Raw genomic sequence first — 23188 nt, forward strand, 5'->3', positions numbered from 1 at the left:
AATTAAAACTGTGTGCAAAAAGAAACGACACAAGTTATTTTTATCTACTTAAAAAGGTATGATAAACACTTATAAATCTATTTATAGATAATACATAAATATCGGAATAAAATAATCAATAGTCAACACGTAGATATACGTATTTTTCCTTGTGAACCTATAAGGACATTAAAGCGGAAAGTGTATGTGTGTACTTAATTAGTCTTGATTAAAACTCCCATCATCCACATCCTTAATAAAATCGATCAAGCCTTCAAAAAATACCTTTTGATCATCAAACTGCGAGAGATGACTCCCATTAGGACATAGGAGAAAGCGACCGTTTTTGACTTCGGTAGAGATCCATTTCATATGTTCTGGATCCATGGTATCGTGTGTTGCGCCTATCGTTAATGTTGGTACTGTAATCGTATGCAACTCTTTGGTAACATCCCAGTTTTTGAGTGTAGCATCACCTTTAATTCCAAATTCGCTAGGACCTTGCATGGTCACATAGACATCGGGATTTAAATGTTTAAATCCACGGTTTACAGGATCTGGCCATTCATCAACAGGCATTCTAATCACATGCTCCGTATAGTAGTTATTAACGATTAAATCTAAATAACGTTCGTTCCCATAATCTTCTTTTTCCTCATAGCTCATAATTTCTTTTAAGACCTCTGGGTCTAGCTTAGGAGCCAATACCTCATCTGAGTATTTTTGATATTCTGGTATGGAAGCCACCATATTGGAAATGATTAAACCTTTTAAATTATCTTGATATTTTAGAGCGTACTGCATCCCAAGAATTCCGCCCCAAGATTGTCCGTAGAGGTAGAAATTATCTTTATTTAAACCTAATGCGATTCTCACCTGTTCTACTTCTTCAACAAAACGATCTAAATCCCAGAGCGATAGATCTTTTGGCTGGTCACTATAATAGGACCCTAATTGATCGTAGTAGTAATACTCAATATTTTCCTGCGGAAAGTAACCATCGAAACACTCATATATCTCATGTGTCATTCCTGGTCCGCCATGTAATAATAAAACTTTCATCGTTGGATTCTGGCCGACACGTTTGGTCCAAACTTTAAAATCTCCTTTTGGAGTGCTTATGGGAATCATTCTAATTCCTCCAAGAAACTGATCGTTCGGATTTGGCATTAAATAAGCTTCTATAGGCGAATGCACTTCATCATAATCGTGAGAGTGATTATCTTTACAGTTGAAGCATAACACCGTAACAAGTATTATTAGTGATCGTTTGATTTTCATTGGTCTAGGATTTAGTCACTAAGTTATGGAAAAATAAATAACACAATCGTCTTGATTGCGTTATGTGTTTTTTTCCTCATTAGTGATGGAGCACTTGTTGGAGCTCATCTTCGATAGCGACTTGCGAGAGCACGACGTTTTGCTTTTATTACTTCGACTGCGCTCAACGACCAAAAAGCAAAAGGGAATGCCCTTATAAAACATAAGGGCATTAAAATTTACTTCAATTATAGAATGACAGTACTAGGCTTTTAGAACGACTCTAAATCTAGCTTTTCCATCATGTAAGTGTTGAATTGCCTCATTGACATTTGCCATGTCAAATTCTTCAACTGTTGGATAAATATCATGACGCACACAAAACTCTAGCATTTTGCGTGTTAATGCAATACTACCTAGAGGACTACCTCCAACCGATTTTTCACCCATTATCAAGCTAAAAGCAGGGATTTCCATGGGCTCTAAAACAGCACCAACCGTATGCAATTTTCCTTGAGGTGCAAGGCATGTTAAATACGAATTCCAATCTAATTTGACATTGGTTGTATTTAAAATAAAATCTAATGTACCAGCAATACCTGCTAAGTCTTCAGAATCTGTAGAATCCACAACATTATGAGCTCCCATAGTCTTGAGCGCTTCAGTTTTTGATTTATTAGATGTAAAGGCTGTTACCTCACAACCCCAAGCTTTTAAAAATTTGAGTGCCATATGTCCTAAACCGCCAATACCAATAACACCAACCTTATCTGTAGGTTGTACTCCTGATAATACGATGGGATTAAAAACAGTGATTCCGCCACAAAATAATGGGCCAGCTTTTGACATATCAATGCCATCTGGTAATTTCGTTACCCAAGACCAATGTCCGCGAACATGATCTGCAAATCCACCATGACGCCCCACAATAGTCCCTTCTGCACTTCCGCATAAATGTTGTTTCCCGTCCATACATTGATTGCAATGCATACATGAGCCTGAGAACCATCCCAAACCAACTTTATCTCCTATGCTGAGTCCCATTACTTGACTACCTAAAGCCGTAACTTCACCTACGATTTCGTGACCAGGAACTAATGGATACGACGAGTTACCCCATTCATTATTAATCATGCTCATATCACTATGACAAAGTCCGCAATAATCAACTTTGATATCGACTTGCTCATTGCCTAGTGTTGGTAATTCGTATTGAAATTCTTGTAATTGTGATCCTGCTTCCTTTGCTGCGTATGCATTAACTTTCATAAACTCTTTTTTTTGAAGTATTTTTTTAGAATATAAAGTTACAAACTATTCAACTAAAAAATATGATAATGACTCGTTAGGAGCTTTCTTTTGCTTTTTTCACAATGGCATTTAAGCGTTCTTTTCTGAGCTCTTTTTCGGATTTGAGTTTATTCCTTTTTTGAGCCATGAGCTTAGAGTGCTTGGCTTTATTATTTCCGTTTTTTTGTCCTTTTGGCTTTGCCATAATGTACTAGATTTTTTAAGCTTTATTTAATCCTAAGCGTTTCACAATAAAATACGCAACAATAATATTTGGAATCCAACACAACCAAGCAACAATTCTATATGCTGGTATAAAGTCTTGAAACAGAATTGTTAATACTGGTAGCCATATTCTTAGAGTCACTGCAGCAAAACACGCTGCATAACTATAAATCATAAACTTTTGATGTTTTATAACATTTCCGTTTTTGATAGACATATAACTAATCGTTGTGCTATATAACCAAACGATGCCTAAACCCATGAAACCTAAAATAGATATGATACCTCCTGTTGCAAAAAAGGCGATATACAAACTTGCTAAGCCACTAAACAAAACTGAAACAATATAGATTTTCCCTACTGTTCTGTGTACTTTTATATTTTTGGTTCTTAACTTTTTACTAAACTGCATCCAACCGATAAGTAAAGCCAAACCACCTAAGAGAATATGAGTATAGAATCCAATATTCCAAAAGGTATCGCTTAGCAATACATCACTTTTAGATTCGAGGAGACCAAAAGTCCCATCAATCATGAAGTAAATTGAAGGATACAATCCTACGGAGATACAGAGAATCGCAAAAATGATAAAACCAATTTTTTTAGTCATTGTATAATTTATAACGCATTATCCATAATATCTTGAACCACTTCCGGATTTAATAAGGTACTAATATCGCCTAGATTACTAGCATCTTTATGAGCAATTTTCCGAAGAATACGACGCATGATTTTTCCACTACGCGTTTTAGGGAGTCCATTAGTGAATTGAATTTTATCCAGTTTAGCTATTGGTCCGATTTGCTCAGTAATAATCTGATTGATTTCTTTACGCACATTATCGTGATTTCGTCCTTCACCAACATCTTTAAGTGTCACATAACCATACAAAGCATTGCCCTTAATATCATGTGGAAATCCGACAATCGCACTTTCGGCTACTGCAGGATGCTCGTTGATCGCATCCTCAATTGGCGCTGTTCCTAAATTATGTCCTGAAACAATAATCACATCGTCCACACGTCCTGTAATTCTATAATAGCCTACTTCATCACGCAAAGCGCCATCACCTGTGAAGTACATGTTTTTAAACGCTGAAAAATAGGTGTCTTTATACCGTTGGTGATTTCCCCAGATTGTTCGTGCCATACTTGGCCATGGGAATTTTACACATAAGCGACCATCGACTTGGTTGCCACTGATTTCTTTTCCGTTTTCATCCATTAAGGCTGGTTGTATCCCTGGAAATGGCAAGGTTGCATAGGTTGGCTTGGTAGGTGTTACAAACGGAATTGGTGTAATCATAATACCTCCTGTTTCGGTTTGCCACCACGTATCTACAATTGGTGCTTTTTTCTTTCCAACATTATCATCATACCAATGCCAAGCTTCCTCATTAATAGGTTCTCCTACAGTTCCTAAGACTTTTATAGAACTCAAATCATATTTTTCCAAATGGGCAACGCCTTCTTTTGCTAAAGCCCTAATTGCAGTTGGTGCTGTATAAAACTGAGTGACTTTATGTTTTTCTACAATCTCCCAAAAGCGTCCAAAATCTGGATAACTCGGTACACCTTCAAACATAACAGTTGTTGCACCATTAGCCAATGGTCCATATACAATATAACTGTGACCTGTAATCCATCCTATATCAGCAGTACACCAATACACATCTTCTTCTTTATACTGAAATACATTCTTAAAGGTATATGCACTATAAATCATATATCCCGCGGTAGAATGCACCATTCCTTTTGGTAGACCAGTAGAGCCAGATGTATATAAGATAAATAATGGGTCTTCTGCGTCCATCACTTCTATAGGAAAATCGTGATAGGCTTCATCTAAAAGTGGTTGCAACCATAAGTCGCGACCTTCTTTCATGTTGATATCTGAATTAATTCGCTTAGCCACCAGAACAGAATCGACACAAGAACAACTCTCTAAAGCGTCATCTACAATGCCTTTTAAATCTATGGTTTTGGCACCACGATACGATCCATCACTCGTAATGACTAGTTTACATTCTGAATCATTAATCCGAGTTGCCAAAGCATTCGCTGAAAATCCCGCAAATACGACAGAATGGATAGCACCTATTCTGGCACACGCCAATACTGAAACAGCCAATTCTGGAATCATAGGCAAATAAATACAGACGCGATCCCCTTTGTTAACTCCTTGATTTTTTAGTACGTTTGCAAATCGACATACACGTTCATGCAATTGCTTATACGTAATATGTTGTGCGCCTTCTTTAGGATCGTTAGGCTCAAAAAGAATAGCTGTTTTATCACCTCTGGTATGTAAATGTCTGTCTAAGCAATTTTCGGTAATATTTAGTTTTGCACCTTCAAACCATTTGACTTCTGGTTTTGAAAAATCCCAACGGAGTACATTATTCCATTTTTTTCGCCAGATAAAATGTTCTTCAGCGATTTCCTCCCAAAAAACTTCAGGGTTTTGTACTGATTTTCTATAGACCTGAAAATATTCTTCTAAGGATTTTATACTGTAGTTACTCATAAATTAATGATTTATAGCATCTCCTGCTCCAGATGGAATTCTTATATCTTCTACAATAGCTTGTACCTCTTTAGGAGGTGCTTTTGTAAATTTCATTACAACTATTGAGACACTAAAATTAATCAACATTGCAATACTACCAAAACCTTCAGGTGAAATTCCGAACCACCATTCGCTTTTATCAGGTAAAACGTCATCAAACCATCCTAACTTATATTTCATCATATATAAAAGCATGGTGATAATACCAACTATCATTCCGGCTACTGCGCCTTCTTTATTCATTCGTTTATAAAAAATTCCTAAAATAATGGCAGGAAAAAAAGATGCAGCTGCCAAGCCAAAGGCAAGTGCTACGACCGCTGCCACAAAACCTGGAGGGTTAATTCCGAAATAACCAGCGACACAAACTGCAGCTACTGCCGACAATCTTGCAGCTCTTAATTCGCTTTTTTCTGAAATTTTAGGGTTAATCACTTTTTTAATTAAATCGTGAGATACTGAAGATGAGATTACCAATAGTAATCCAGCAGCGGTAGATAAAGCAGCCGCAAGTGCTCCAGCAGCAACCAAGGCGATAACCCAATTTGGTAGTTTAGCAATTTCCGGATTTGCTAAAACCATAATGTCATTGTCAACGACTAACTCATTTTTATCCTTATCAGCTACATATTGAATTAAACCATCATTATTTTTATCTGTAAAAGTGATCAAACCTGTAGTTTCCCATTTTTTAAACCATTGTGGAACTTCGGCATAAGGTTTATTAGATAAGGTTTCTATCATATTTGTTCTTGCAAATACAGCTACTGCTGGAGCTGTACTGTATAAAATCACAATTAATAGTAATGCGATTCCAGCAGATTTTCGTGCATCTTTCACTTTTTTTACAGTAAAAAATCTAACAATAACATGTGGTAATCCTGCGGTTCCAACCATAAGTGCCAATGTAATTGCAAAAACGTCGATGGTAGATTTGTTTCCTTCTGTATATTCTGAAAACCCAAGTTCCGTACTCAATCCGTCTAGTTTATCGAGTAAATACATACCAGAACCATCATTTAGCTCACCTCCAAATCCGAGTTGCGGAATAGGATTTCCTGTCATTTGAATAGATATAAATATAGCAGGTACCATAAACGCAAAAATGAGCACACAATATTGTGCTACTTGTGTGTATGTGATGCCTTTCATTCCGCCTAAAACCGCATAGAATAAAACGATAAGCATTCCAATAATCACACCTGTGGTGATATCGACTTCTAGAAATCTTGAAAACACAATACCAACACCACGCATTTGCCCGGCAACATATGTAAAAGATACAAGTAGTGCACAAAACACAGCTACAATACGAGCAGAGTTAGAATAATAGCGATCTCCAATAAAATCTGGAACCGTAAATTTTCCAAACTTTCTAAGGTAAGGCGCTAACAATAATGCTAGAAGCACATAACCGCCTGTCCAACCCATAAGATATACAGCGCCATCATAACCCGCGAAGGATATGATACCAGCCATAGAAATGAATGAAGCTGCGCTCATCCAATCTGCAGCAGTTGCCATTCCGTTTGCTAATGGTGAAACGCTTCCTCCAGCGACATAAAATTCTTTTGTAGATCCAGCTCTAGACCAAATAGCAATTCCTATATAAATAGTAAAAGTTATTCCAACTAAAATATAGGTCCAATTTTGAACGTCCATAAGTAACGGTAGAGATAAACTATTCATCATACCCATACTTTTTATCAAGTTTGTTCATAAGTCGAACATAGACAAAAATGAGTATCACAAAGACGTACATAGCTCCTTGTTGCGCAAACCAGAATCCTAATTTGAAACCACCAAGTCTAAATTTATTGAGTTCATCTTTAAATACTATTCCGGCACCATATGATACCAAAGCCCATATGATTAAAAGAATACTAACATATTTAATATTCTCCTTCCAATATGCTTTGGCCTTATCCTTTTTGATCCCTTCCTTTTGGTTCGCCATTTGTTTTTATTCGATTATGAATGTTAAATATAACGTTTAATTATTTTAAACCTTTTGCTTAGACTATGATTATTAATCAACGACTCTGATTGATAATCTTATTAAAATTAATCAAAGTATACAAAGATTAAAACTGCTAATCTTTATCCTACACTTTTAATTATGATAACTTCTAAAATAAAATCTTACATCGATAAAAGTGTCCTTTTTTGGCTTGCTACTCCTTCGTTAGATAATATTCAGAAAGGGTTTCAGCTAAAAGGCTCTGCAGAAATTATAAATAATTCTGATGATAGATTTCAAGAAATGGAACATCGTTTGCTAGAGTTAACAAAAGGGAAATATCCATTTTCAACTATAACTGCAATTCAAATAGAATGTTCTAAACCTATTATTTCGACTAGTTATTTGCTTTATTTAGAAACCAAAGAAGAAGATCAAATTGAATCTCTAAAAAAAACTTATCACCTAGGCTGAATCTTCTTTCATGCGTTTTCTATAGCCCTTAATTTCTTTTACAACTCTTGGCGCCATGATAATCGTTGATAACATTGTTGGAATAGCCATAAAAGCAAAGATGCCATCAATAAAGTTGATCATTGTACTAAACGGAGTTGTTGCTGCGAGAATAATACTCAAAATATAGAGGTAGTTATAATAGTGTTTTTTATCTGCTCCAATGAGAAACGACATGCATTTTGTTCCGTAGTACGCATAGGAGAATAACGAAGATATACTAAAGATGAACACACAAACCATGAGTAAATATTGACCGTATCCAGGCATCGCATCTTGAAATGCAGAAGCTGTTAAAGTAACACCACTATCAGATGAAGTTTGCCAAACACCTGTCACTAAAATCGCTAATGCGGTAAGCGTACAGACAATCAATGTATCAATCACGGGACCCAACATTGCCACTAAGCCTTCTCGAACTGGTTCGTTGGTTTTTGCCGCACCATGAGCCATTGGTGCTGTACCAATTCCAGCTTCATTTGAGAAAGCACCACGCTTTATTCCTAAGAGAATAATTGCTCCTAACACACCTCCAAAAACAGCATCGCCATTAATAAAGTTAGCTTCAAAAGCATCTGTAAAAATCATCAGGAAGTATTTTGGAACTTCAGTATAGTTGATTCCGAGGATAATCAAAACGAGGATAAAATATAAAATAACCATGGAAGGCACCATTTTAGCCGCTATTGAACTAATTCGTTTTAATCCGCCAAGAATGACAAAAGTTGTCAGAATGACTAATACCGCTGCAATGATTAAGTTACTACTTAGGCTGACTTCTACACCATTCGGAATTAATATAATATCATTTATCGCTTGTTTTAATTGATTGACATTAACCACAGGTAATGCGCCTAACATTCCGAAGACAGAAAACATAACTGCTAAAAATTTCCAGTTTTTACCAAGACCTTCTCTAATAAAGTACATTGGTCCACCTTGCAAATCGCCATTACTATCCTTACCTCTATACATAATAGCTAGAGTCGACGTGAAAAATTTTGTAGACATACCAACAATGGCACTAATCCACATCCAGAACATCGCTCCAGGACCTCCTACGGAAATTGCCAAAGCCACACCAGCTATATTCCCCATACCAATAGTAGAAGATAGTGCTGTCGTTAAGGCTTTAAAATGACTAATTTCCCCAGGATCGTTTGGGTCATCATATTTGCCACGTAGTATTTGTATGGCATGTCCAAAAAATCGAAATGGTAAAAATCTTGAAACAATGAGTAAGTATAATCCGCCTCCAATTAGCAATACTATTAATGGAATTCCCCAAGCTAATGAAGAAAATTTTTCGGAAATAGCATTTAGTTGCTCCATTGGTAATTCGTAATTTGACTTCTAAGATATTACTTTCGGTTTAGTCAACATTAAAAATTAAAGTTATCTTTAAATTTTAAAATTCTTTTTTTGAAAACCAACCGACTCTTTTTTATTGATGCTGTTCGTGCTTTTGCCATCTTAATGATGCTTCAAGGGCATTTTATAGACACACTTCTCAATCCTATTTATAGGGACGGATCTAACATCGCATACCAAATTTGGTCTTATTTTAGAGGGATTACTGCGCCTACATTTTTCGCCATTTCTGGCTTGGTCTTTTTGTATTTATTATTAAAGGCAAAAGATAAAGGCGACGATTACCCTAGAATAAAAAAAGGATTGTATAGAGGTTTGCTTTTAATTGTCATTGGCTACGCTCTTCGTGTTGATGTTTTTGGATGGTTGAGTGGTGACTTTAGTAGTTATATCTTTGTTGTTGATGTCTTACAATGCATTGGCCTATCGCTCATTTTACTTATAGCTTGCTATGTTTTACTTCGGAAACATGTTATAGTCTTATCAATTACATTACTCCTTTTAGGCTGCTTAAGTTTTTTATCAGAACCCTTGTATCGCAGTTTAGATTTGAATCATATCCCTAAAATTTTCGCGAATTATATGACGAAAAATAATGGTTCAGTTTTTACAATTTTACCTTGGTTTGGATTCACTGCTTTTGGTGGATTTTTAGCCACAGTATTCTTCTCCCATGTCCATAGAAATAGGTTTCGATTGATAACCGTTATTTCTTTTTTTATCTTCGGAGGTCTACTCATTGAATACTCCTCTTGGGTACTGATGAAGCTTTATTATTGGACAGACATTGAACTCTTTAAATCTTCAGCCTATTATAATTATCTCTTTACGCGCTTCGGAAATGTGCTGTTATTGTTTGGAGTCTTCTATGCTGCAGAACCATTTTTAAAGGGATCGTTGATTGGGAAAATTGGACAAAAAACCTTATCCATTTATGTGATTCATTTCATCATCATTTTTGGAAGTTTTACCGGATTAGGTCTCAAACATTTTTATTATGAAGCCTTAAACCCAACGCAAGCCATAATAAGTGCTATTGTATTTATGCTTGTAGTTTGCTTTATTTCGTTTTATTATGTGAAGACGAACGCATTTATTTATAAAGGTGTAAGAAAGCTTATAAGAACTATTAAAAGCTGAGTTATGGATTTAGAACTAAACAAAAAGAATGCTATCGCCTTTTACAAAATGTCGTACGAAGGCCATCCAAAAAAGGCAGTTGAAACATACATTGGAAACGAATACATACAACACAATCCAGATGTTACTGATGGCAAACAAGGCTTTATCGATTATTTTGTGCGCATGCAAAATGAATATCCAGAAAAGTCAATTGAATTTGTTAGATGCATAGCCGAAGGCAATTTAGTCGCGTTACATACACACCAAACCTGGCCAGGAAACGACCAATATATTACGATGGATTTCTTTAGATTTGATGACAACGGAAAGATTTGTGAGCATTGGGATGCGATTCAGCAAATTCCTGAAACCTCTGCGAATCCGAATACGATGTATTAGGAAGGTTAATTCTAAATAACTAACTTTAAGACCAATAAATCAACCTTCCATGAAAAATTTTGCATTATTATTTGTAGCCTTTATTTTTACTTTTCCTGCTTTAACGTTTGGACAAAATGAAATTGTCATCGGGAAAACTGACAGTATAGAGTCAAAAATCTTAGGAGAAAATAGAAAAATTATGATTTATGTTCCTAATGAAGGACCTAATTCAATTTTTGCCAAAAAGAAATATCCCGTTGTCTATTTATTAGATGGCGATGCACATTTCACCTCAGTTGTAGGATTGATTGAACGATTTAGTGTTAATAATATTACTCCTGAAATGATTGTTGTCGCTATACCAAATACGAATAGAACACGTGATCTCACACCCTCAAAAGCGGAACCCAATCCTCCAATGGTCACACAAGATCGCTCTGAACAATCTGGTGGTGGAAAAAACTTTTTAGCTTTTATTGAAAAAGAATTAATGCCATACATCGACAAAACATATCCTACAGAACCTTATAAAATGTTAATTGGTCACTCCTTTGGTGGCTTATTTGTAATGGACGCCCTGCTTGAAAAACCTGAATTATTCAATAGTTATATCTCCATAGACCCTTCAATGTGGTGGGATGATAAAAAATTATTAGCTTCATATAAAAATACGAACCTAAAAGATGATAAGTATAAAAACAAGTCACTGTATTTAGGAATTGCAAATACTTTAGAAAAAGGCATGGATACGGTTTCTGTGAGGCAAGAAAAGGGACCGACGGTCGATCATATTAATTCAATTTTCGAAACAAGAGATCTTCTAAAAAGCGAATTGAATAATCAAATTTTATTTAGGTCTAAATATTATGGAAATGACACTCATAATTCAGCTCCACTAATCACAACTTATGATGGGATGAGGTTCATTTTTGGTTTTTATCAATTCAATATTGATTTTGGTGATATCATGGACGACGATACAGATATTGTAAATGAAATGAAAATACATTATGCAAAAGTTTCTAAAACGTTGGGTTATGATAACAAACCAGATGAAAGTTTGCTCAATAGAATGGGATATCAACTCATGGGAATGGAAAAAATGGATTTAGCAAATGAGTTTTTTCAAATGAATATAGCGTATTATCCTAAAAGCTTTAATGTTTACGATTCATTAGGGGACTACTACTTGGCTATTGAAAATAAAAATAAAGCGATAGAAAGTTTCGAAAAAGCATTAGCCATTAAAGAAAATCCAGATTCTAGAAAAAAATTAGACCAATTAAAGTCTAATTAATTTTCAAAATAGGATAAGACATTCTTTTCAATGCGTTCTTGAATATTAGTAACATCTGCTTTTACAAAGGGTTCGCCCATAATTTTCTCGTAGAGTTCGATATAACGATCACTAACCATTTCGATGTAGTCGTCACTCATTTCAGGAACGGTTTGCCCATCGAGACCTTGAAAATTATTCGAGATTAACCATTGTCTAACAAACTCTTTAGACAATTGTTTTTGTGGTTCGTTAGTATCTTGACGTTTTTGGTAACCCTCAGTATAGAAATAACGTGAGGAATCTGGTGTGTGAATTTCGTCAATCAATACAATTTTTCCATCCATTGTTTTTCCAAACTCATACTTCGTATCGACTAGAATCAATCCTCTGGAAGCTGCTATTTCTGTGCCACGTTGAAACAGCTTTCGGGTATAATCTTCGAGCACGATATAATCTTCTTCGGAAACGATAGCACGCTTTAAGATGTCTTCACGTGAAATATCTTCATCATGGTCTCCCATTTCGGCTTTGGTTGCAGGCGTAATAATTGGCTCAGGGAATTTATCGTTTTCCTTCATGCCTTCTGGCATGTCTACACCACAAAGTAATCGATGTCCAATTTTATACTCACGTGCTGCATGACCAGACATATAACCACGAATCACCATTTCCACTTTGAAGGGTTCACATAGATGACCAACAGCCACATTTGGATCTGGTATAGCCGTTAACCAATTCGGCACCAAGTCTTCAGTAGCTTTCATCATGCTGGTTGCAATCTGGTTTAGAATCTGTCCTTTATAAGGGATTCCTTTTGGCATCACGACATCAAAAGCCGATAAGCGATCGGTTGCAATCATGACGAGTTCATCGTCATTAATATTATAGACTTCTCTTACTTTCCCTTTGTAGACACTTTTTTGGTTTGGGAAATTGAAATTTGATTCGGTAATAGTTTGGTTCTGATTTGCCACGAATGAACAATTTGTTTTATTATTATCAATGCCCTAGCCCAGATTAAGGCATTTGTTGGAGCTCCTTGAAAAGAGCGACTGCCGAAAGCTGAAATAAGCTTCTAAAAAAAATTAATCTCTATTTTCTATACTCTTGTAAGCTTCGATCACTTTCTTCACCAACTTATGACGAATCACATCTTTGTCGTCTAGGTAAATCATGCCGATACCTTCTACATTTTTAAGCACGAGCAATGCTTCTTTCAATCCCGAAGTGGTACGACGCGGTAAATCGACCTGACCAGGATCCCCAGTTAATAAGAACTTGGCGCTTTTACCCATACGCGTCAAGAACATCTTCATTTGCGCATGTGTTGTGTTTTGACCTTCATCTAAAATAACAAAGGCATTATCCAACGTACGACCACGCATAAATGCCAAAGGAGCAATTTGGATAGTACCATTTTCTATAAAACTTGCTAAACGTTCTGGAGGAATCATATCACGAAGTGCATCATACAAAGGTTGCATATAAGGATCTAACTTTTCTTTTAAATCTCCTGGAAGAAATCCTAAATTCTCTCCTGCTTCAACCGCTGGACGTGTTAAAATAATTCGCTTAACTTCTTTGGCTTTGAGTGCTCTCACAGCTAAAGCAACTCCTGTATAGGTTTTACCTGTTCCTGCAGGACCAATCGCAAATACCATATCGTTTGTGCGCATGCTCTCTACTAATCGGCGTTGATTAACGGTTTGTGCTTTAATGATTTTACCATTCACACCATGAACAATAGTCTCTCCACTTTGCTCAGATGTATTGTAATCATCACTACTCTGACTTGTTAAAACGCGTTCAATAACATTTTCGTCTATCTTATTATACTTTCCGAAATGCTCCATGAGCATATTCATGCGACGATCAAACTCTTCGAGCAAATCTGAATCTCCATAGGCTTTTATCTTGTTTCCTCTGGCTACAATTTTAAGTTTTGGAAAGTGTTTTTTAAGTAAAACAATGTTAGCATTTTGAGCTCCGAAAAATTCTTTAGGAGTAATTTCTTCTAGTTCTAAAATAAGTTCGTTCAAAAGCGAGTGGAATTATAAATTAATCTGTTTTGTTTTATTAGTTTTGTGATGAGACAAATTGAGGCTCAGTCAAACCAAAAATAATTAAACTATTTTATTCTATAGGTTTCCCTAAGGTTAAAATATAATTAGTTTTTAACAGTTTTGTTAAAGGTTAAAAAAGAGCACAAATCAACTATAAAATTCTTTTGCTTAGCGCATGGCAATCATCACATTAACAACCGATTTCGGAGAGAAAGACCACTTTGCTGGTGCTATTAAAGGCGCTATCTATAGTGAATTGTCTGATGTAAGAATTGTTGATATCTCACATTCGGTAGCACCATTTAATGTGCCCGAAGCAGCTTACATTATTCAGAATGCCTATAGCAGTTTCCCAAAGGGAACCATTCATCTGATTGGGATTGATTCTGAACTCAACCCAGAAAACAAACATATTGCCGTAAAATTAGATGATCATTATTTTATTTGTGCTAACAATGGGATTATGAGTATGATTTGTTCTGAAATTGCACCACAAAAAATTGTTGAAATCAATATTCACGATCGCGTGGCCACAAGTTTTCCTGTATTGGATGTTTTTGTAAATGTGGCCTGCCATATCGCCCGTGGTGGAACATTAGAGATTATTGGCAAAGTAATTGACACTATAAAACCTATAAAGAATTTGATTCCGTTTGTAAACGATGAGAAGAATCAAATTATTGGTAGCGTGATTTATGTTGATAACTACGGAAATGTGATTACCAACATTAAACGTCAATTCTTTGAAGGTGTACAGAAAACTCGTGCTTATGAAATTTCGGCACGAAGTTATAAGTTTAAAAAGATTTACGATAAGTATTGCGATGCGATCAATTTTGATATCCCTGAAGAAAAACGCTATGATGAAGGAAAAGGTTTGGTCGTTTTTAATTCGTCGGGCTATCTAGAGATTGCCGTCTATAAAAGTGATAATGCTACAGTGGGAAGTGCTTCTTCTTTAATGGGATTGAAAGTTATGGATACCGTAACTATTAACTTTGCTAAAAAGTAATATAGAAGTTGGTCCACTCAAATGAATAAGATGAAAATATTTTCGTTAAGCACTAATACCTAATATATGTTTGTACGTATTGTAAAAATGAGTTTTGAACCCTCAAAGATAGATGAATTTCTCTCAAACTTTGAAGTCAAGAAAGAGAGCATAAGAGCCTTTGAAGGCTGTGATTTTTTAGAACTCTATCGCGATAAACACAATACAAACATCTTTTTTACGTATAGTTATTGGCAAACAGAAACTGATTTAGAGAATTATAGACACTCCGATTTATTTAAAGGTATTTGGGCTGAAACTAAACCGATGTTTAATGCAAAACCTGAAGCTTGGAGTGTTGATAAGGTTGTAACTTTAAAATAATTAATGAATGACTGAAAACGAGCTAAAGAAGACCTGGAAAAAAACAATTAAACCATTTATTATTTGGATTGTATTGTTTATCGTTGCCTTACTTTTTAATAAACTTGGAAGTAAAGAGTCTACTCCACAAACTGTTAGCCTTTTTGCTTCAGCATATAGCTTAACATTTATTATCTTTTACAGTATTAAAATCATTAAATTCAGAAAAATTTTAAAAAAGCTAAACGAAAATTAAATGCTCGCCATCCTAAAAAAAGAAATCAACACCTTCTTCGCTTCACCAATTGGTTATTTGGTGATTGCTGTGTTTTTATTACTCAACGGATTGTTCCTTTGGTTATTCAAAGGTGATTTTAATGTTCTTGATAATGGTTTTGCTGATTTATCTAGCTTCTTCCTTTTGGCGCCATGGATACTTATTTTCTTAGTTCCTGCTGTAACTATGAGAAGTTTTGCCGATGAAAAAAAGCAAGGAACTCTCGAACTTTTACTCACAAAACCAATTAGTCATTTACATATTGTATTAGGTAAATATTTAGGGGCATTAGTACTGATTATTATGGCACTAATTCCTACGCTTTTATATGTGTATACCATTTCAAAATTAGGTAATCCTGAAGGCAATTTAGATGTTGGAAGTGTGATGGGTTCGTATTTTGGACTTCTATTCCTCGTTGCAGCATATACAGCCATTGGCGTATTTGCCTCTAGCCTATCTGATAATCAAATTGTGGCATTTATCATTGCAGTGTTTGTCTGTTTCTTTTTCTATTTCGGATTTGAAGGCTTATCAAATTATAATCTGTTTGGTGACGCCTTTTATATCGAAAAATTAGGAATGGAATCTCACTTTAAAAGTATGAGTCGTGGTATTTTAGATACCAGAGATGTGATCTACTTTTTAAGTATTACCGCTTTGTTTATTGTATTAACCAAATTAAACATTAAACGTGCTAACCAATGATTATTACGATCCCATTAATTATTATAATGTGCATCACGTTTGTGTTGGTCTTTCTATTTGTAAAAACCATTGACAGACGTAAATGGTTGACCTTTTTGGTGAGCTTGGTGATTACACCTTTTATATATTTCTTTGCTGTTTATCCAATGATAAATGTATTTAGTGATTACCACCATAAGAAGTATTTTTCTGAAGAGCTATGGAAAGAAAAACCAGCACTGCGCTATGAATTATCTGATGAGATGATGTCTTCGGAAATTTTAATAGGCAAGTCAAAAAGTGACATAGAAACCCTTTTAGGAACACACGAATGGTTAACATGGAGCGACGCAAAAAAGGATCACGACACCAATAGATGGAACTATGGATTAGGAATGGAACCAGGTGCTTTTAATACTGAAAAAGAATGCGTGGAAATTGTTTTTAAAGACAATAAAGTTGTAAACGTAACATCATATAAAGACCTTATAAAATTTGATGCTGAAGACTAAAAAATATATCATCACAATTGCAATTACTTTAATAGCCATTATAGCTATAAATCTAATTTCAAGCAAGTTATATCATCGCTTTGATCTCACAAAAGACAAACGCTATACGCTATCTGACGAAGCTTTACAAACGGTTGAAGATATCGATTCACCTTTGATTATAGATGTGTTTTTAGATGGCGAATTCCCTACAGAGTTTAGACGTCTACGCGATGAAACACAGCAACTTCTAGAAGAATTTTCTGTATATAATAGTAATGTCAAATTTGATTTTATAAATCCGTTAGTCGACGAGAAAACCAGAAATCAGAACCTTCAGCAACTGGCACAGCGTGGTTTACAACCGTTTCAAATTAATATTAAGGAAAGCGGAAAAACGTCTCAAGAATTAATCATTCCATGGGCATTAGCGAGCTATAATGGGCAAACGGTGACCATTCCGCTTATAAAAAATAAAATTGGAGCAACAGACCAAGAATTGGTGAATAGCTCGATTCAAAATTTAGAATATGCTTTTGCCGAAGCCTTTAAGAGATTGGTAAATCCTAAGCAGAAAAAAATTGCTGTTTTACGTGGCAACGGACAATTAAGCGATATCTACGTTGCAGACTTACTCAAAAAATTAGGTGAGCACTATTTTTTAGCGCCTTTTACTTTGGATAGTGTGGCTAGCAATCCGCAAAAGACCTTAAATGATATCAAAAATTATGATTTAATTATTTCAGCTAAACCAAGTGTAGCCTTTTCCGAAGAGGAAAAATATGTATTGGATCAGTTTACCATGAATGGAGGAAAAAGTCTTTGGCTAACCGAAAGTATCATTATGGATAGAGATAGTTTGATGAACGCTTCCGGAAAAGGGTTTGCTGTCATAAACGACTTAAATCTCAATGATTTCTTTTTTAAATATGGTATCAGAGTAAATCCTGTAATTGTAAATGACCTCTACTCTGCTCCTATACCTTTGGCTATTGGAGAGGGTAATAATGCACAATTTCAACCTGTGCAATGGCCATATTCACCTTTGGCTGCAAACAATCCTAATCATCCAATCACAACAAACTTAGATCCTGTTAAATTTGAATTTGCGAGTCAGATAGACACACTCAAAAACAGTATAGATAAAACGGTTTTACTCCGCAGTTCACAGCTCTCAAAATTAGATGGAGTTCCTAGAGAGATTAGTTTAGATATTGTGACGCAAGAGCCAAACATGGATGAATACAAAAGCTCAGAGCCCAATGTGAATAATGGACATTATCCACTTGCTGTCTTGCTTGAAGGAGAATTTACTTCAGTTTACGACAAACGAATTAAGCCCTTCAAAATTTCCGAAGACAAAACGAAAAGCTCATCTACAAAGATGATTGTGATCGCTGATGGTGATGTGATAAAAAATGAAGTGATACGAAATCAACCTCAAGAGTTAGGCTTTGAATTTTTAACCAAGCGAAAATTTGGAAATAAAGAGTTTCTTGAAAATGCGGTTAACTACTTACTCAATGATGACGGACTTATAAACATTCGTACCAAAGAGGTGAAATTAGCGTTTTTAGATTCTGAAATAATTAAAGACCAAAAATCCAAATGGCAAATTATTAATATTGCAGTACCACTTGTAATATTAGGTCTTTTTGGAGTCGCATTCGGATATTTCCGAAAAAAACGCTACACAAAATAACAGTTACAAACCTTTAAACCTTTTCCTATTTCAAAAGGAATAAATGTTAATAAGTTTGTTTTATAAAACAATCCCTTTGGGATATATTTGTATTACACAATTTGTTGTGACAACCTTGTAAAAAAAATAATACGAACGTATGAAATTTATAGTATCCAGTACATATTTACTCAAACAATTACAAGTTCTAGGTGGTGTTATTAATAGTTCTAATACTTTACCTATTTTAGATAATTTTTTATTCGAGTTGAACGACTCTAAATTAACAGTTTCAGCAAGTGATTTGGAAACGACAATGTCTTCAATACTAGATGTAGAAAGTGATAATGATGGTAGCATCGCATTACCTGCACGTTTGTTATTAGATACGTTAAAAACATTTCCAGAGCAACCGTTGACCTTTGTTATTGAAGATAACAATACCGTTGAGATTAGCTCTAATCATGGTAAATATGCTTTGGCTTATGCAGATGGAGCTGAGTTTCCTAAGGCTGTAGAATTAGACAATCCGAGTACGACTACTATTGCCGGAGATATTTTAGCAACAGCTATAAGCAAAACGATTTTTGCTGCTGGAAATGATGATTTACGTCCTGTGATGAGTGGTGTCTTTTTTCAGTTTTCTACACAAGGATTAACCTTTGTTGCTACTGATGCGCATAAACTCGTAAAGTATACACGTGAAGATATAAAAGCCGATCAGGTTGCAGAATTCATTATGCCTAAGAAACCTTTAAATTTATTGAAAGGTATTTTAGCGGCCAACGATGATGCAGTCACTATTGAATACAACGATTCAAATGCAAAATTTACTTTTGAGAATTCTGTGTTAATTTGTCGCTTAATCGACGGAAAATATCCTAACTACGAAGCTGTTATTCCGAAGGAAAATCCGAATAAACTAACCATAGACAGAACACAGTTTTTAAATTCTGTTCGTCGTGTGAGTATCTTCTCTAACAAAACAACACATCAAATTCGTTTGAAAATAGCTGGAGCAGAATTAAATATTTCTGCGGAAGATATCGACTACTCTAACAAAGCTGAAGAACGTCTAACTTGTGACTACCAAGGAGACGATATGCAAATTGGTTTTAACTCACGTTTCTTAACTGAAATGTTGAATAACCTCAATTCAGATCAAGTACAATTGGAAATGAGTTTACCAAATAGAGCTGGAATCTTAACACCTATTGATGGTTTAGATGAAGGCGAACATGTAACCATGTTGGTGATGCCTGTTATGCTTAACTCTTAATACAGCGAAAAAATATAAAAGCCGCAATTCTTTATAGACTTGTGGCTTTTTTCATGCTTACTAAACAACTTTTGACACTAAGCCTACAAGAAATCCAACGCCATTATTAATGCTCGTTATCGCTTGTGCCTTTTGATTATTTGACTTAGCAGCATCGTTAATTTCTTTTAAAACTTTTACAGCATTAGCATTACTAATATTACTTTGTGCAATGAAATTATCAATTTCAGTAACTTTCAAACTTGTTAAACTTGCCATTTGAGTGTTAAAATCTGAATCTGTTTGAGCAGCTGCGTTTTCAGCTAAATCGTCCCAATTAATATCTGACATAGGTTTTTGTTTTAATTTGATTTTAAAATAGTTTCTACTTGTAATAACTTACTCATATCTGTGCCTGCTTTTGTAAGTAAACCATCAATAGTCCTTTCTACTTTTTTTACATCAACCGAAGCTCCTGTAAGTTTCTGAATTGATGATAGAGCATCTTGTTCGGCACTTTTTAATTTAACAGCCGAATTAATTAAGTTTTGCAATGTAGCTGTTGCTCTACTATAGGTTTGATAGTTATTATTTAAGCTTGAAATGATCTGTTGTTGTTGCTCGCTTAGCACATTCTGTAAGGAATCTTTTTTCCGATTAATAACAGGTATAATACTTTTCATGATGTTTGGTAATTCTTCCTTATAATCTAAACTATCAGGCAGTAGGCTTTCATATTTTTTAACAAGCGTTGGCGTATATTGATTAGTAATAAATGAATTAATAACTTGCTTTCTCTCTTCAAAAAGCTGGTTAATTAAAGCTATATTTAATTGATGCATTTCATCAGCTTCTTTTATAACTTCTTGAGTAAGTGTTGCCGTTGATTGTGGAATGGATACACAACCTACAAATAATATAGCGTTCAAAAGTACTAGTCTGTAAATTCTATTCTTCATAGTTTTTGTCTTAGGATTTTACTGGAATAAATATGGTTTTAATTCTATCAATCAGGCCTTGTAGAACACTAAAAATAGCATCAGAAGAAAAACCACCAATAAGAGCGAGAATACTTTTATTGAAGAGGTTTATATTATTAGGGTCTTTCATATAAATCGATAAAATTTCGGATAAAATCAAACCTGCAATAACACCTAAAACAATTTGAGCTATATATTCTATAGATTGTTCAGGTAACAATGTTCCACTTTTTAATTTAGAGCTTACATTTTTAAGTAAATAGAAAATAACACCAAGCCCAGAAACAGAACATAAATAACCAATATTTAAAAGTAAATCTAATCCGCTATTGTTCATAATTCCTTTATCTAATGAATTATTATTGACATCAGGGGAAAGGCCTGTTACAATAAAGATTGTTAAAAACAGCATTGCCAATAGAATTAAATTTCTAACCAAAGGAAGTTTACTTAATATCGATTTTCCTTTTCCGTTTTTATGTAATCTATCTGTAAACGAAATAGATTTTGGAGTAGCAGGCGCTACATTTTTACACAATAAGTTATGTGCATTAATTAAATCATCAATACTGCTATTTTGTATCAGTGAATTAATTTCCGTGTTGATTGTAATGCCATTATAAACAGCATAGGATAACATATTATTTATCTCATTGCTTAGCTCGTCAATTAAATCTTGAGAAATCCCAGGTGATGAAGGTTCTGCGGTTATAGGAGAAGATTCCTTTTTAGTTTCTGGGGTTGAAACGGTAGTAGCCATAATATACTATTTTAGGTAACTTGATTTTTTATAAAACTAATTACTTATTGGCTTTAAAAACCCCGTATAAATACGCTATTACCTTTGCCAGTATTTATACCAGCACATTGTGATAATTTTCTAAAACACCACGTGAAGTTGATATTTAATTAATAAAAAACGCTCACTAATAAAAAGTGAGCGTTTTCATTTACCTCTAAAAAAAATAACTAACTAATAAAATTAAGAGATAAAGGATATCTTGGTGATTCGCCATGACTTGCTTTAATGGCATTTATGATAGGAAAAATGAATGATAAGAGGCATAAAGCAATTAATCCGAAAACGCCAACTACTATAAATACCAAAGGAATACAGATAATACCATATACCAATAGACTCAACTGAAAGTTGACAATATTCTTCCCTTCTTCATCCATTCTATAGACATTCTTTTTTTGAGTTACCCATATCACTAATGGTACAATGAGTCCGCCAAATCCTGTTATAAACGTGAGTAACTGACTAAGGTGTGTTAATACTATAAGTTGATTGTCTTGTCGCATGATGATTTTTGATTATATTTTGATTGAACATCTATTGGACGCTAAACAGCTCAAAATGTTACACTAAGAGCTTTATTTAATTACTAATTTCTTTATTACAGTTTTAGATTCTGAGGTTAATTTAACCATATATAATCCAGATTTCAATTCAAATTCAATTTGTTTTCCATTAGTAATTGACCTTTCAAATACTTTTTGACCTACTATATTAAAGACTTCCATAAAACTCTCTTCTCTTAATCCTTTAAAATAAATATGCTTATCTGTCGGATTTGGAAACATGATAATACCTGTTTCTTCAGATTCAGGAATATCAAGCGTATCTTCAACTGTAAATGTTGCCGTAATAATAGTTGAGTTTCCACATTCATCTGCTAACTCAAAAGCTACTGATACTGTACCAGGACATGAAACAGTTGCAGGTGCATCATGAGATACTGTTGCAGTTCCACAATTATCTGTTCCAGAAAAACTATTGAGCCAAGTTTCAAATTCAGTTTGATTATTAGCAGAACATCCTACTGTCATATCTGTTGGCAATACATCCCAAGTTGAGTTAGTAGGATCTACAACAGTTAATGTCTGAATATGCGTACTAACATTATTACATTCATCAGTTGCAGTCCATGTGCGAATAATAAAATAGTCTCCAGAACAAGATCCGTTTGTAGTACTTTCATTAAACGTTACAATCGCAGTTCCGCAAGTATCAAATGCTGTTAACATTATAGCGGAAGGAATTGTTTCATCACATTCATAAATAGCATTTAACGGAAGTGTCTCAGTAAAGGCTGGATCTGTATTATCTTCAACCGTTATCGTTTGTTCATGGATGGCTTGGTTGTTACATTCGTCTGTTGCTGTCCATGTTCTTGTAATCACATATTCTCCTGCACATAATCCTGATGCTGTGCTTTCAGCATAAGAAACGATTGCTACTCCACAAGTGTCATTCGCCGTTAAGGTTTCGACCGTTGGAATAGTATCACATTCTACAGTAACATCTGATGGCAAAGTTCCGTTAAAGATTGGATTACCATTATCCTCAACCGTTATGGTCTGCACATGAACAGTTTGGTTGCTACATTCGTCGGTTGCTGTCCATGTTCTTGTAATCACATATTCTCCAGAACATAATCCTGAT

General features: G+C 34.8%; 26 protein-coding genes. 11 read left to right on the plus strand and 15 right to left on the minus strand.

Annotation, left to right across the window (positions count from 1 at the left end):
- Nucleotides 1-198: 198 nt before the first annotated feature.
- From V7719_RS14135 to V7719_RS14165, 7 genes are all read right to left on the minus strand, one after another.
- A complete protein-coding gene (locus tag V7719_RS14135; protein ID WP_335730576.1) occupies nucleotides 199-1260 on the minus strand; it encodes a proline iminopeptidase-family hydrolase in 1062 nt (353 codons plus the stop codon).
- A 243-nt stretch (nucleotides 1261-1503) separates the two neighbouring features.
- The gene (ahr, locus tag V7719_RS14140; RefSeq protein WP_335730577.1) at nucleotides 1504-2508 is read right to left on the minus strand and encodes an NADPH-dependent aldehyde reductase Ahr; all 1005 of its coding nucleotides are present in this window, start codon (nucleotides 2506-2508) and stop codon (nucleotides 1504-1506) included.
- Between the two features lie 76 nt (nucleotides 2509-2584).
- Nucleotides 2585-2734 (minus strand): hypothetical protein, encoded by a 150-nt coding sequence (locus tag V7719_RS14145; RefSeq protein WP_335730578.1) that lies wholly within the window; start codon nucleotides 2732-2734, stop codon nucleotides 2585-2587.
- 15 nt (nucleotides 2735-2749) lie between these two features.
- Entirely contained in the window at nucleotides 2750-3364 is a 615-nt protein-coding gene (locus V7719_RS14150; RefSeq protein ID WP_335730579.1) for a DUF2306 domain-containing protein, read from the minus strand.
- Between the two features lie 8 nt (nucleotides 3365-3372).
- The gene (gene acs / locus V7719_RS14155) at nucleotides 3373-5280 is read right to left on the minus strand and encodes an acetate--CoA ligase (RefSeq protein WP_335730580.1); all 1908 of its coding nucleotides are present in this window, start codon (nucleotides 5278-5280) and stop codon (nucleotides 3373-3375) included.
- A 3-nt stretch (nucleotides 5281-5283) separates the two neighbouring features.
- On the minus strand, nucleotides 5284-6984 hold the full coding sequence (locus V7719_RS14160; protein ID WP_335730604.1) for a sodium:solute symporter family protein: 1701 nt from the start codon (nucleotides 6982-6984) through the stop codon (nucleotides 5284-5286).
- A gap of 19 nt (nucleotides 6985-7003) precedes the next feature.
- Nucleotides 7004-7279, minus strand: a complete 276-nt coding sequence (locus tag V7719_RS14165) for a DUF4212 domain-containing protein (RefSeq protein WP_335730581.1) — start codon at nucleotides 7277-7279, stop codon at nucleotides 7004-7006.
- 162 nt (nucleotides 7280-7441) lie between these two features.
- On the opposite strand from V7719_RS14165, the gene V7719_RS14170 reads away from it, so the two are divergent.
- Nucleotides 7442-7756 carry a hypothetical protein gene (locus V7719_RS14170; protein ID WP_335730582.1) on the plus strand — a complete coding sequence of 105 codons (315 nt, stop codon included), beginning with the start codon at nucleotides 7442-7444 and terminating at the stop codon, nucleotides 7754-7756.
- On the opposite strand, the gene V7719_RS14175 is transcribed toward V7719_RS14170, so the two are convergent.
- Complete coding sequence (locus V7719_RS14175; RefSeq protein WP_335730583.1) at nucleotides 7748-9127, minus strand: alanine/glycine:cation symporter family protein; 1380 nt, start codon at nucleotides 9125-9127, stop codon at nucleotides 7748-7750. The genes V7719_RS14170 and V7719_RS14175 overlap by 9 nt on opposite strands.
- A 90-nt stretch (nucleotides 9128-9217) precedes the next feature.
- Here V7719_RS14175 and V7719_RS14180 point away from each other — a divergent pair, with 90 nt between their 5' ends.
- Genes V7719_RS14180 through V7719_RS14190 form a run of 3 tightly spaced genes read left to right on the plus strand, consistent with a single transcriptional unit; the run spans nucleotide 9218 to nucleotide 11966 of the window.
- A complete protein-coding gene (locus tag V7719_RS14180) occupies nucleotides 9218-10306 on the plus strand; it encodes a heparan-alpha-glucosaminide N-acetyltransferase domain-containing protein (RefSeq protein WP_335730584.1) in 1089 nt (362 codons plus the stop codon).
- A 3-nt stretch (nucleotides 10307-10309) separates the two neighbouring features.
- Nucleotides 10310-10687 (plus strand): nuclear transport factor 2 family protein, encoded by a 378-nt coding sequence (locus tag V7719_RS14185; protein WP_335730585.1) that lies wholly within the window; start codon nucleotides 10310-10312, stop codon nucleotides 10685-10687.
- Between the two features lie 49 nt (nucleotides 10688-10736).
- Nucleotides 10737-11966, plus strand: coding sequence for an alpha/beta hydrolase-fold protein (locus tag V7719_RS14190; RefSeq protein ID WP_335730586.1), 1230 nt, complete (start codon nucleotides 10737-10739; stop codon nucleotides 11964-11966).
- Here V7719_RS14190 and V7719_RS14195 read toward each other — a convergent pair.
- Together V7719_RS14195 and V7719_RS14200 are read right to left on the minus strand one after the other, a co-directional pair.
- The gene (locus V7719_RS14195; protein WP_335730587.1) at nucleotides 11963-12922 is read right to left on the minus strand and encodes a phosphoribosylaminoimidazolesuccinocarboxamide synthase; all 960 of its coding nucleotides are present in this window, start codon (nucleotides 12920-12922) and stop codon (nucleotides 11963-11965) included. The genes V7719_RS14190 and V7719_RS14195 overlap by 4 nt on opposite strands.
- A gap of 111 nt (nucleotides 12923-13033) precedes the next feature.
- Complete coding sequence (locus V7719_RS14200; protein WP_335730588.1) at nucleotides 13034-13987, minus strand: PhoH family protein; 954 nt, start codon at nucleotides 13985-13987, stop codon at nucleotides 13034-13036.
- A 199-nt stretch (nucleotides 13988-14186) separates the two neighbouring features.
- Here V7719_RS14200 and V7719_RS14205 point away from each other — a divergent pair, with 199 nt between their 5' ends.
- From V7719_RS14205 to dnaN, 7 genes are all read left to right on the plus strand, one after another.
- Entirely contained in the window at nucleotides 14187-15023 is an 837-nt protein-coding gene (locus V7719_RS14205; protein WP_335730589.1) for an SAM hydrolase/SAM-dependent halogenase family protein, read from the plus strand.
- Nucleotides 15024-15089: 66 nt separating this feature from the next.
- Nucleotides 15090-15386 carry a putative quinol monooxygenase gene (locus V7719_RS14210; RefSeq protein WP_335730590.1) on the plus strand — a complete coding sequence of 99 codons (297 nt, stop codon included), beginning with the start codon at nucleotides 15090-15092 and terminating at the stop codon, nucleotides 15384-15386.
- A 7-nt stretch (nucleotides 15387-15393) separates the two neighbouring features.
- The gene (locus V7719_RS14215; protein WP_335730591.1) at nucleotides 15394-15621 is read left to right on the plus strand and encodes a hypothetical protein; all 228 of its coding nucleotides are present in this window, start codon (nucleotides 15394-15396) and stop codon (nucleotides 15619-15621) included.
- Nucleotides 15622-16350 (plus strand): gliding motility-associated ABC transporter permease subunit GldF, encoded by a 729-nt coding sequence (gene gldF, locus V7719_RS14220; protein WP_335730592.1) that lies wholly within the window; start codon nucleotides 15622-15624, stop codon nucleotides 16348-16350. It begins immediately after the preceding gene.
- Nucleotides 16347-16841 (plus strand): hypothetical protein, encoded by a 495-nt coding sequence (locus V7719_RS14225; protein ID WP_335730593.1) that lies wholly within the window; start codon nucleotides 16347-16349, stop codon nucleotides 16839-16841. Before gldF ends, V7719_RS14225 begins: the two co-directional genes overlap by 4 nt.
- Entirely contained in the window at nucleotides 16828-18522 is a 1695-nt protein-coding gene (gene gldG / locus V7719_RS14230) for a gliding motility-associated ABC transporter substrate-binding protein GldG (RefSeq protein WP_335730594.1), read from the plus strand. Before V7719_RS14225 ends, gldG begins: the two co-directional genes overlap by 14 nt.
- A gap of 139 nt (nucleotides 18523-18661) precedes the next feature.
- On the plus strand, nucleotides 18662-19780 hold the full coding sequence (gene dnaN, locus V7719_RS14235; protein WP_335730595.1) for a DNA polymerase III subunit beta: 1119 nt from the start codon (nucleotides 18662-18664) through the stop codon (nucleotides 19778-19780).
- 60 nt (nucleotides 19781-19840) lie between these two features.
- On the opposite strand, the gene V7719_RS14240 is transcribed toward dnaN, so the two are convergent.
- The 5 genes from V7719_RS14240 to V7719_RS14260 all read right to left on the minus strand — a co-directional run.
- A complete protein-coding gene (locus V7719_RS14240) occupies nucleotides 19841-20110 on the minus strand; it encodes a hypothetical protein (protein WP_335730596.1) in 270 nt (89 codons plus the stop codon).
- Nucleotides 20111-20121: 11 nt separating this feature from the next.
- A complete protein-coding gene (locus V7719_RS14245; RefSeq protein ID WP_335730597.1) occupies nucleotides 20122-20718 on the minus strand; it encodes a hypothetical protein in 597 nt (198 codons plus the stop codon).
- Between the two features lie 10 nt (nucleotides 20719-20728).
- Nucleotides 20729-21499 carry a hypothetical protein gene (locus tag V7719_RS14250; RefSeq protein WP_335730598.1) on the minus strand — a complete coding sequence of 257 codons (771 nt, stop codon included), beginning with the start codon at nucleotides 21497-21499 and terminating at the stop codon, nucleotides 20729-20731.
- Between the two features lie 209 nt (nucleotides 21500-21708).
- The gene (locus V7719_RS14255) at nucleotides 21709-22044 is read right to left on the minus strand and encodes a DUF4870 domain-containing protein (protein ID WP_335730599.1); all 336 of its coding nucleotides are present in this window, start codon (nucleotides 22042-22044) and stop codon (nucleotides 21709-21711) included.
- Nucleotides 22045-22116: 72 nt separating this feature from the next.
- A partial coding sequence (locus V7719_RS14260; protein WP_335730600.1) for a T9SS type A sorting domain-containing protein occupies nucleotides 22117-23188 on the minus strand: 1072 nt, incomplete at its 5' end.

The sequence above is a fragment of the Psychroserpens sp. genome, from assembly GCF_036960315.1.
In the GTDB taxonomy this organism is placed as follows: domain Bacteria; phylum Bacteroidota; class Bacteroidia; order Flavobacteriales; family Flavobacteriaceae; genus Psychroserpens.

Excerpts from the sequence above, each read along its gene's own strand:
- V7719_RS14135 (WP_335730576.1), bottom strand. The coding sequence starts at position 1,260 with ATGAAAATCAAACGATCACTAATAATACTTGTTACGGTGTTATGCTTC.
- ahr (WP_335730577.1), bottom strand. The coding sequence starts at position 2,508 with ATGAAAGTTAATGCATACGCAGCAAAGGAAGCAGGATCACAATTACAA.
- V7719_RS14145 (WP_335730578.1), bottom strand. The coding sequence starts at position 2,734 with ATGGCAAAGCCAAAAGGACAAAAAAACGGAAATAATAAAGCCAAGCAC.
- V7719_RS14150 (WP_335730579.1), bottom strand. The coding sequence starts at position 3,364 with ATGACTAAAAAAATTGGTTTTATCATTTTTGCGATTCTCTGTATCTCC.
- acs (WP_335730580.1), bottom strand. The coding sequence starts at position 5,280 with ATGAGTAACTACAGTATAAAATCCTTAGAAGAATATTTTCAGGTCTAT.
- V7719_RS14160 (WP_335730604.1), bottom strand. The coding sequence starts at position 6,984 with ATGGACGTTCAAAATTGGACCTATATTTTAGTTGGAATAACTTTTACT.
- V7719_RS14165 (WP_335730581.1), bottom strand. The coding sequence starts at position 7,279 with ATGGCGAACCAAAAGGAAGGGATCAAAAAGGATAAGGCCAAAGCATAT.
- V7719_RS14170 (WP_335730582.1), top strand. The coding sequence starts at position 7,442 with ATGATAACTTCTAAAATAAAATCTTACATCGATAAAAGTGTCCTTTTT.
- V7719_RS14175 (WP_335730583.1), bottom strand. The coding sequence starts at position 9,127 with ATGGAGCAACTAAATGCTATTTCCGAAAAATTTTCTTCATTAGCTTGG.
- V7719_RS14185 (WP_335730585.1), top strand. The coding sequence starts at position 10,310 with ATGGATTTAGAACTAAACAAAAAGAATGCTATCGCCTTTTACAAAATG.
- V7719_RS14190 (WP_335730586.1), top strand. The coding sequence starts at position 10,737 with ATGAAAAATTTTGCATTATTATTTGTAGCCTTTATTTTTACTTTTCCT.
- V7719_RS14205 (WP_335730589.1), top strand. The coding sequence starts at position 14,187 with ATGGCAATCATCACATTAACAACCGATTTCGGAGAGAAAGACCACTTT.
- V7719_RS14210 (WP_335730590.1), top strand. The coding sequence starts at position 15,090 with ATGTTTGTACGTATTGTAAAAATGAGTTTTGAACCCTCAAAGATAGAT.
- V7719_RS14215 (WP_335730591.1), top strand. The coding sequence starts at position 15,394 with ATGACTGAAAACGAGCTAAAGAAGACCTGGAAAAAAACAATTAAACCA.
- gldF (WP_335730592.1), top strand. The coding sequence starts at position 15,622 with ATGCTCGCCATCCTAAAAAAAGAAATCAACACCTTCTTCGCTTCACCA.
- V7719_RS14225 (WP_335730593.1), top strand. The coding sequence starts at position 16,347 with ATGATTATTACGATCCCATTAATTATTATAATGTGCATCACGTTTGTG.
- gldG (WP_335730594.1), top strand. The coding sequence starts at position 16,828 with ATGCTGAAGACTAAAAAATATATCATCACAATTGCAATTACTTTAATA.
- dnaN (WP_335730595.1), top strand. The coding sequence starts at position 18,662 with ATGAAATTTATAGTATCCAGTACATATTTACTCAAACAATTACAAGTT.
- V7719_RS14240 (WP_335730596.1), bottom strand. The coding sequence starts at position 20,110 with ATGTCAGATATTAATTGGGACGATTTAGCTGAAAACGCAGCTGCTCAA.
- V7719_RS14245 (WP_335730597.1), bottom strand. The coding sequence starts at position 20,718 with ATGAAGAATAGAATTTACAGACTAGTACTTTTGAACGCTATATTATTT.
- V7719_RS14250 (WP_335730598.1), bottom strand. The coding sequence starts at position 21,499 with ATGGCTACTACCGTTTCAACCCCAGAAACTAAAAAGGAATCTTCTCCT.
- V7719_RS14255 (WP_335730599.1), bottom strand. The coding sequence starts at position 22,044 with ATGCGACAAGACAATCAACTTATAGTATTAACACACCTTAGTCAGTTA.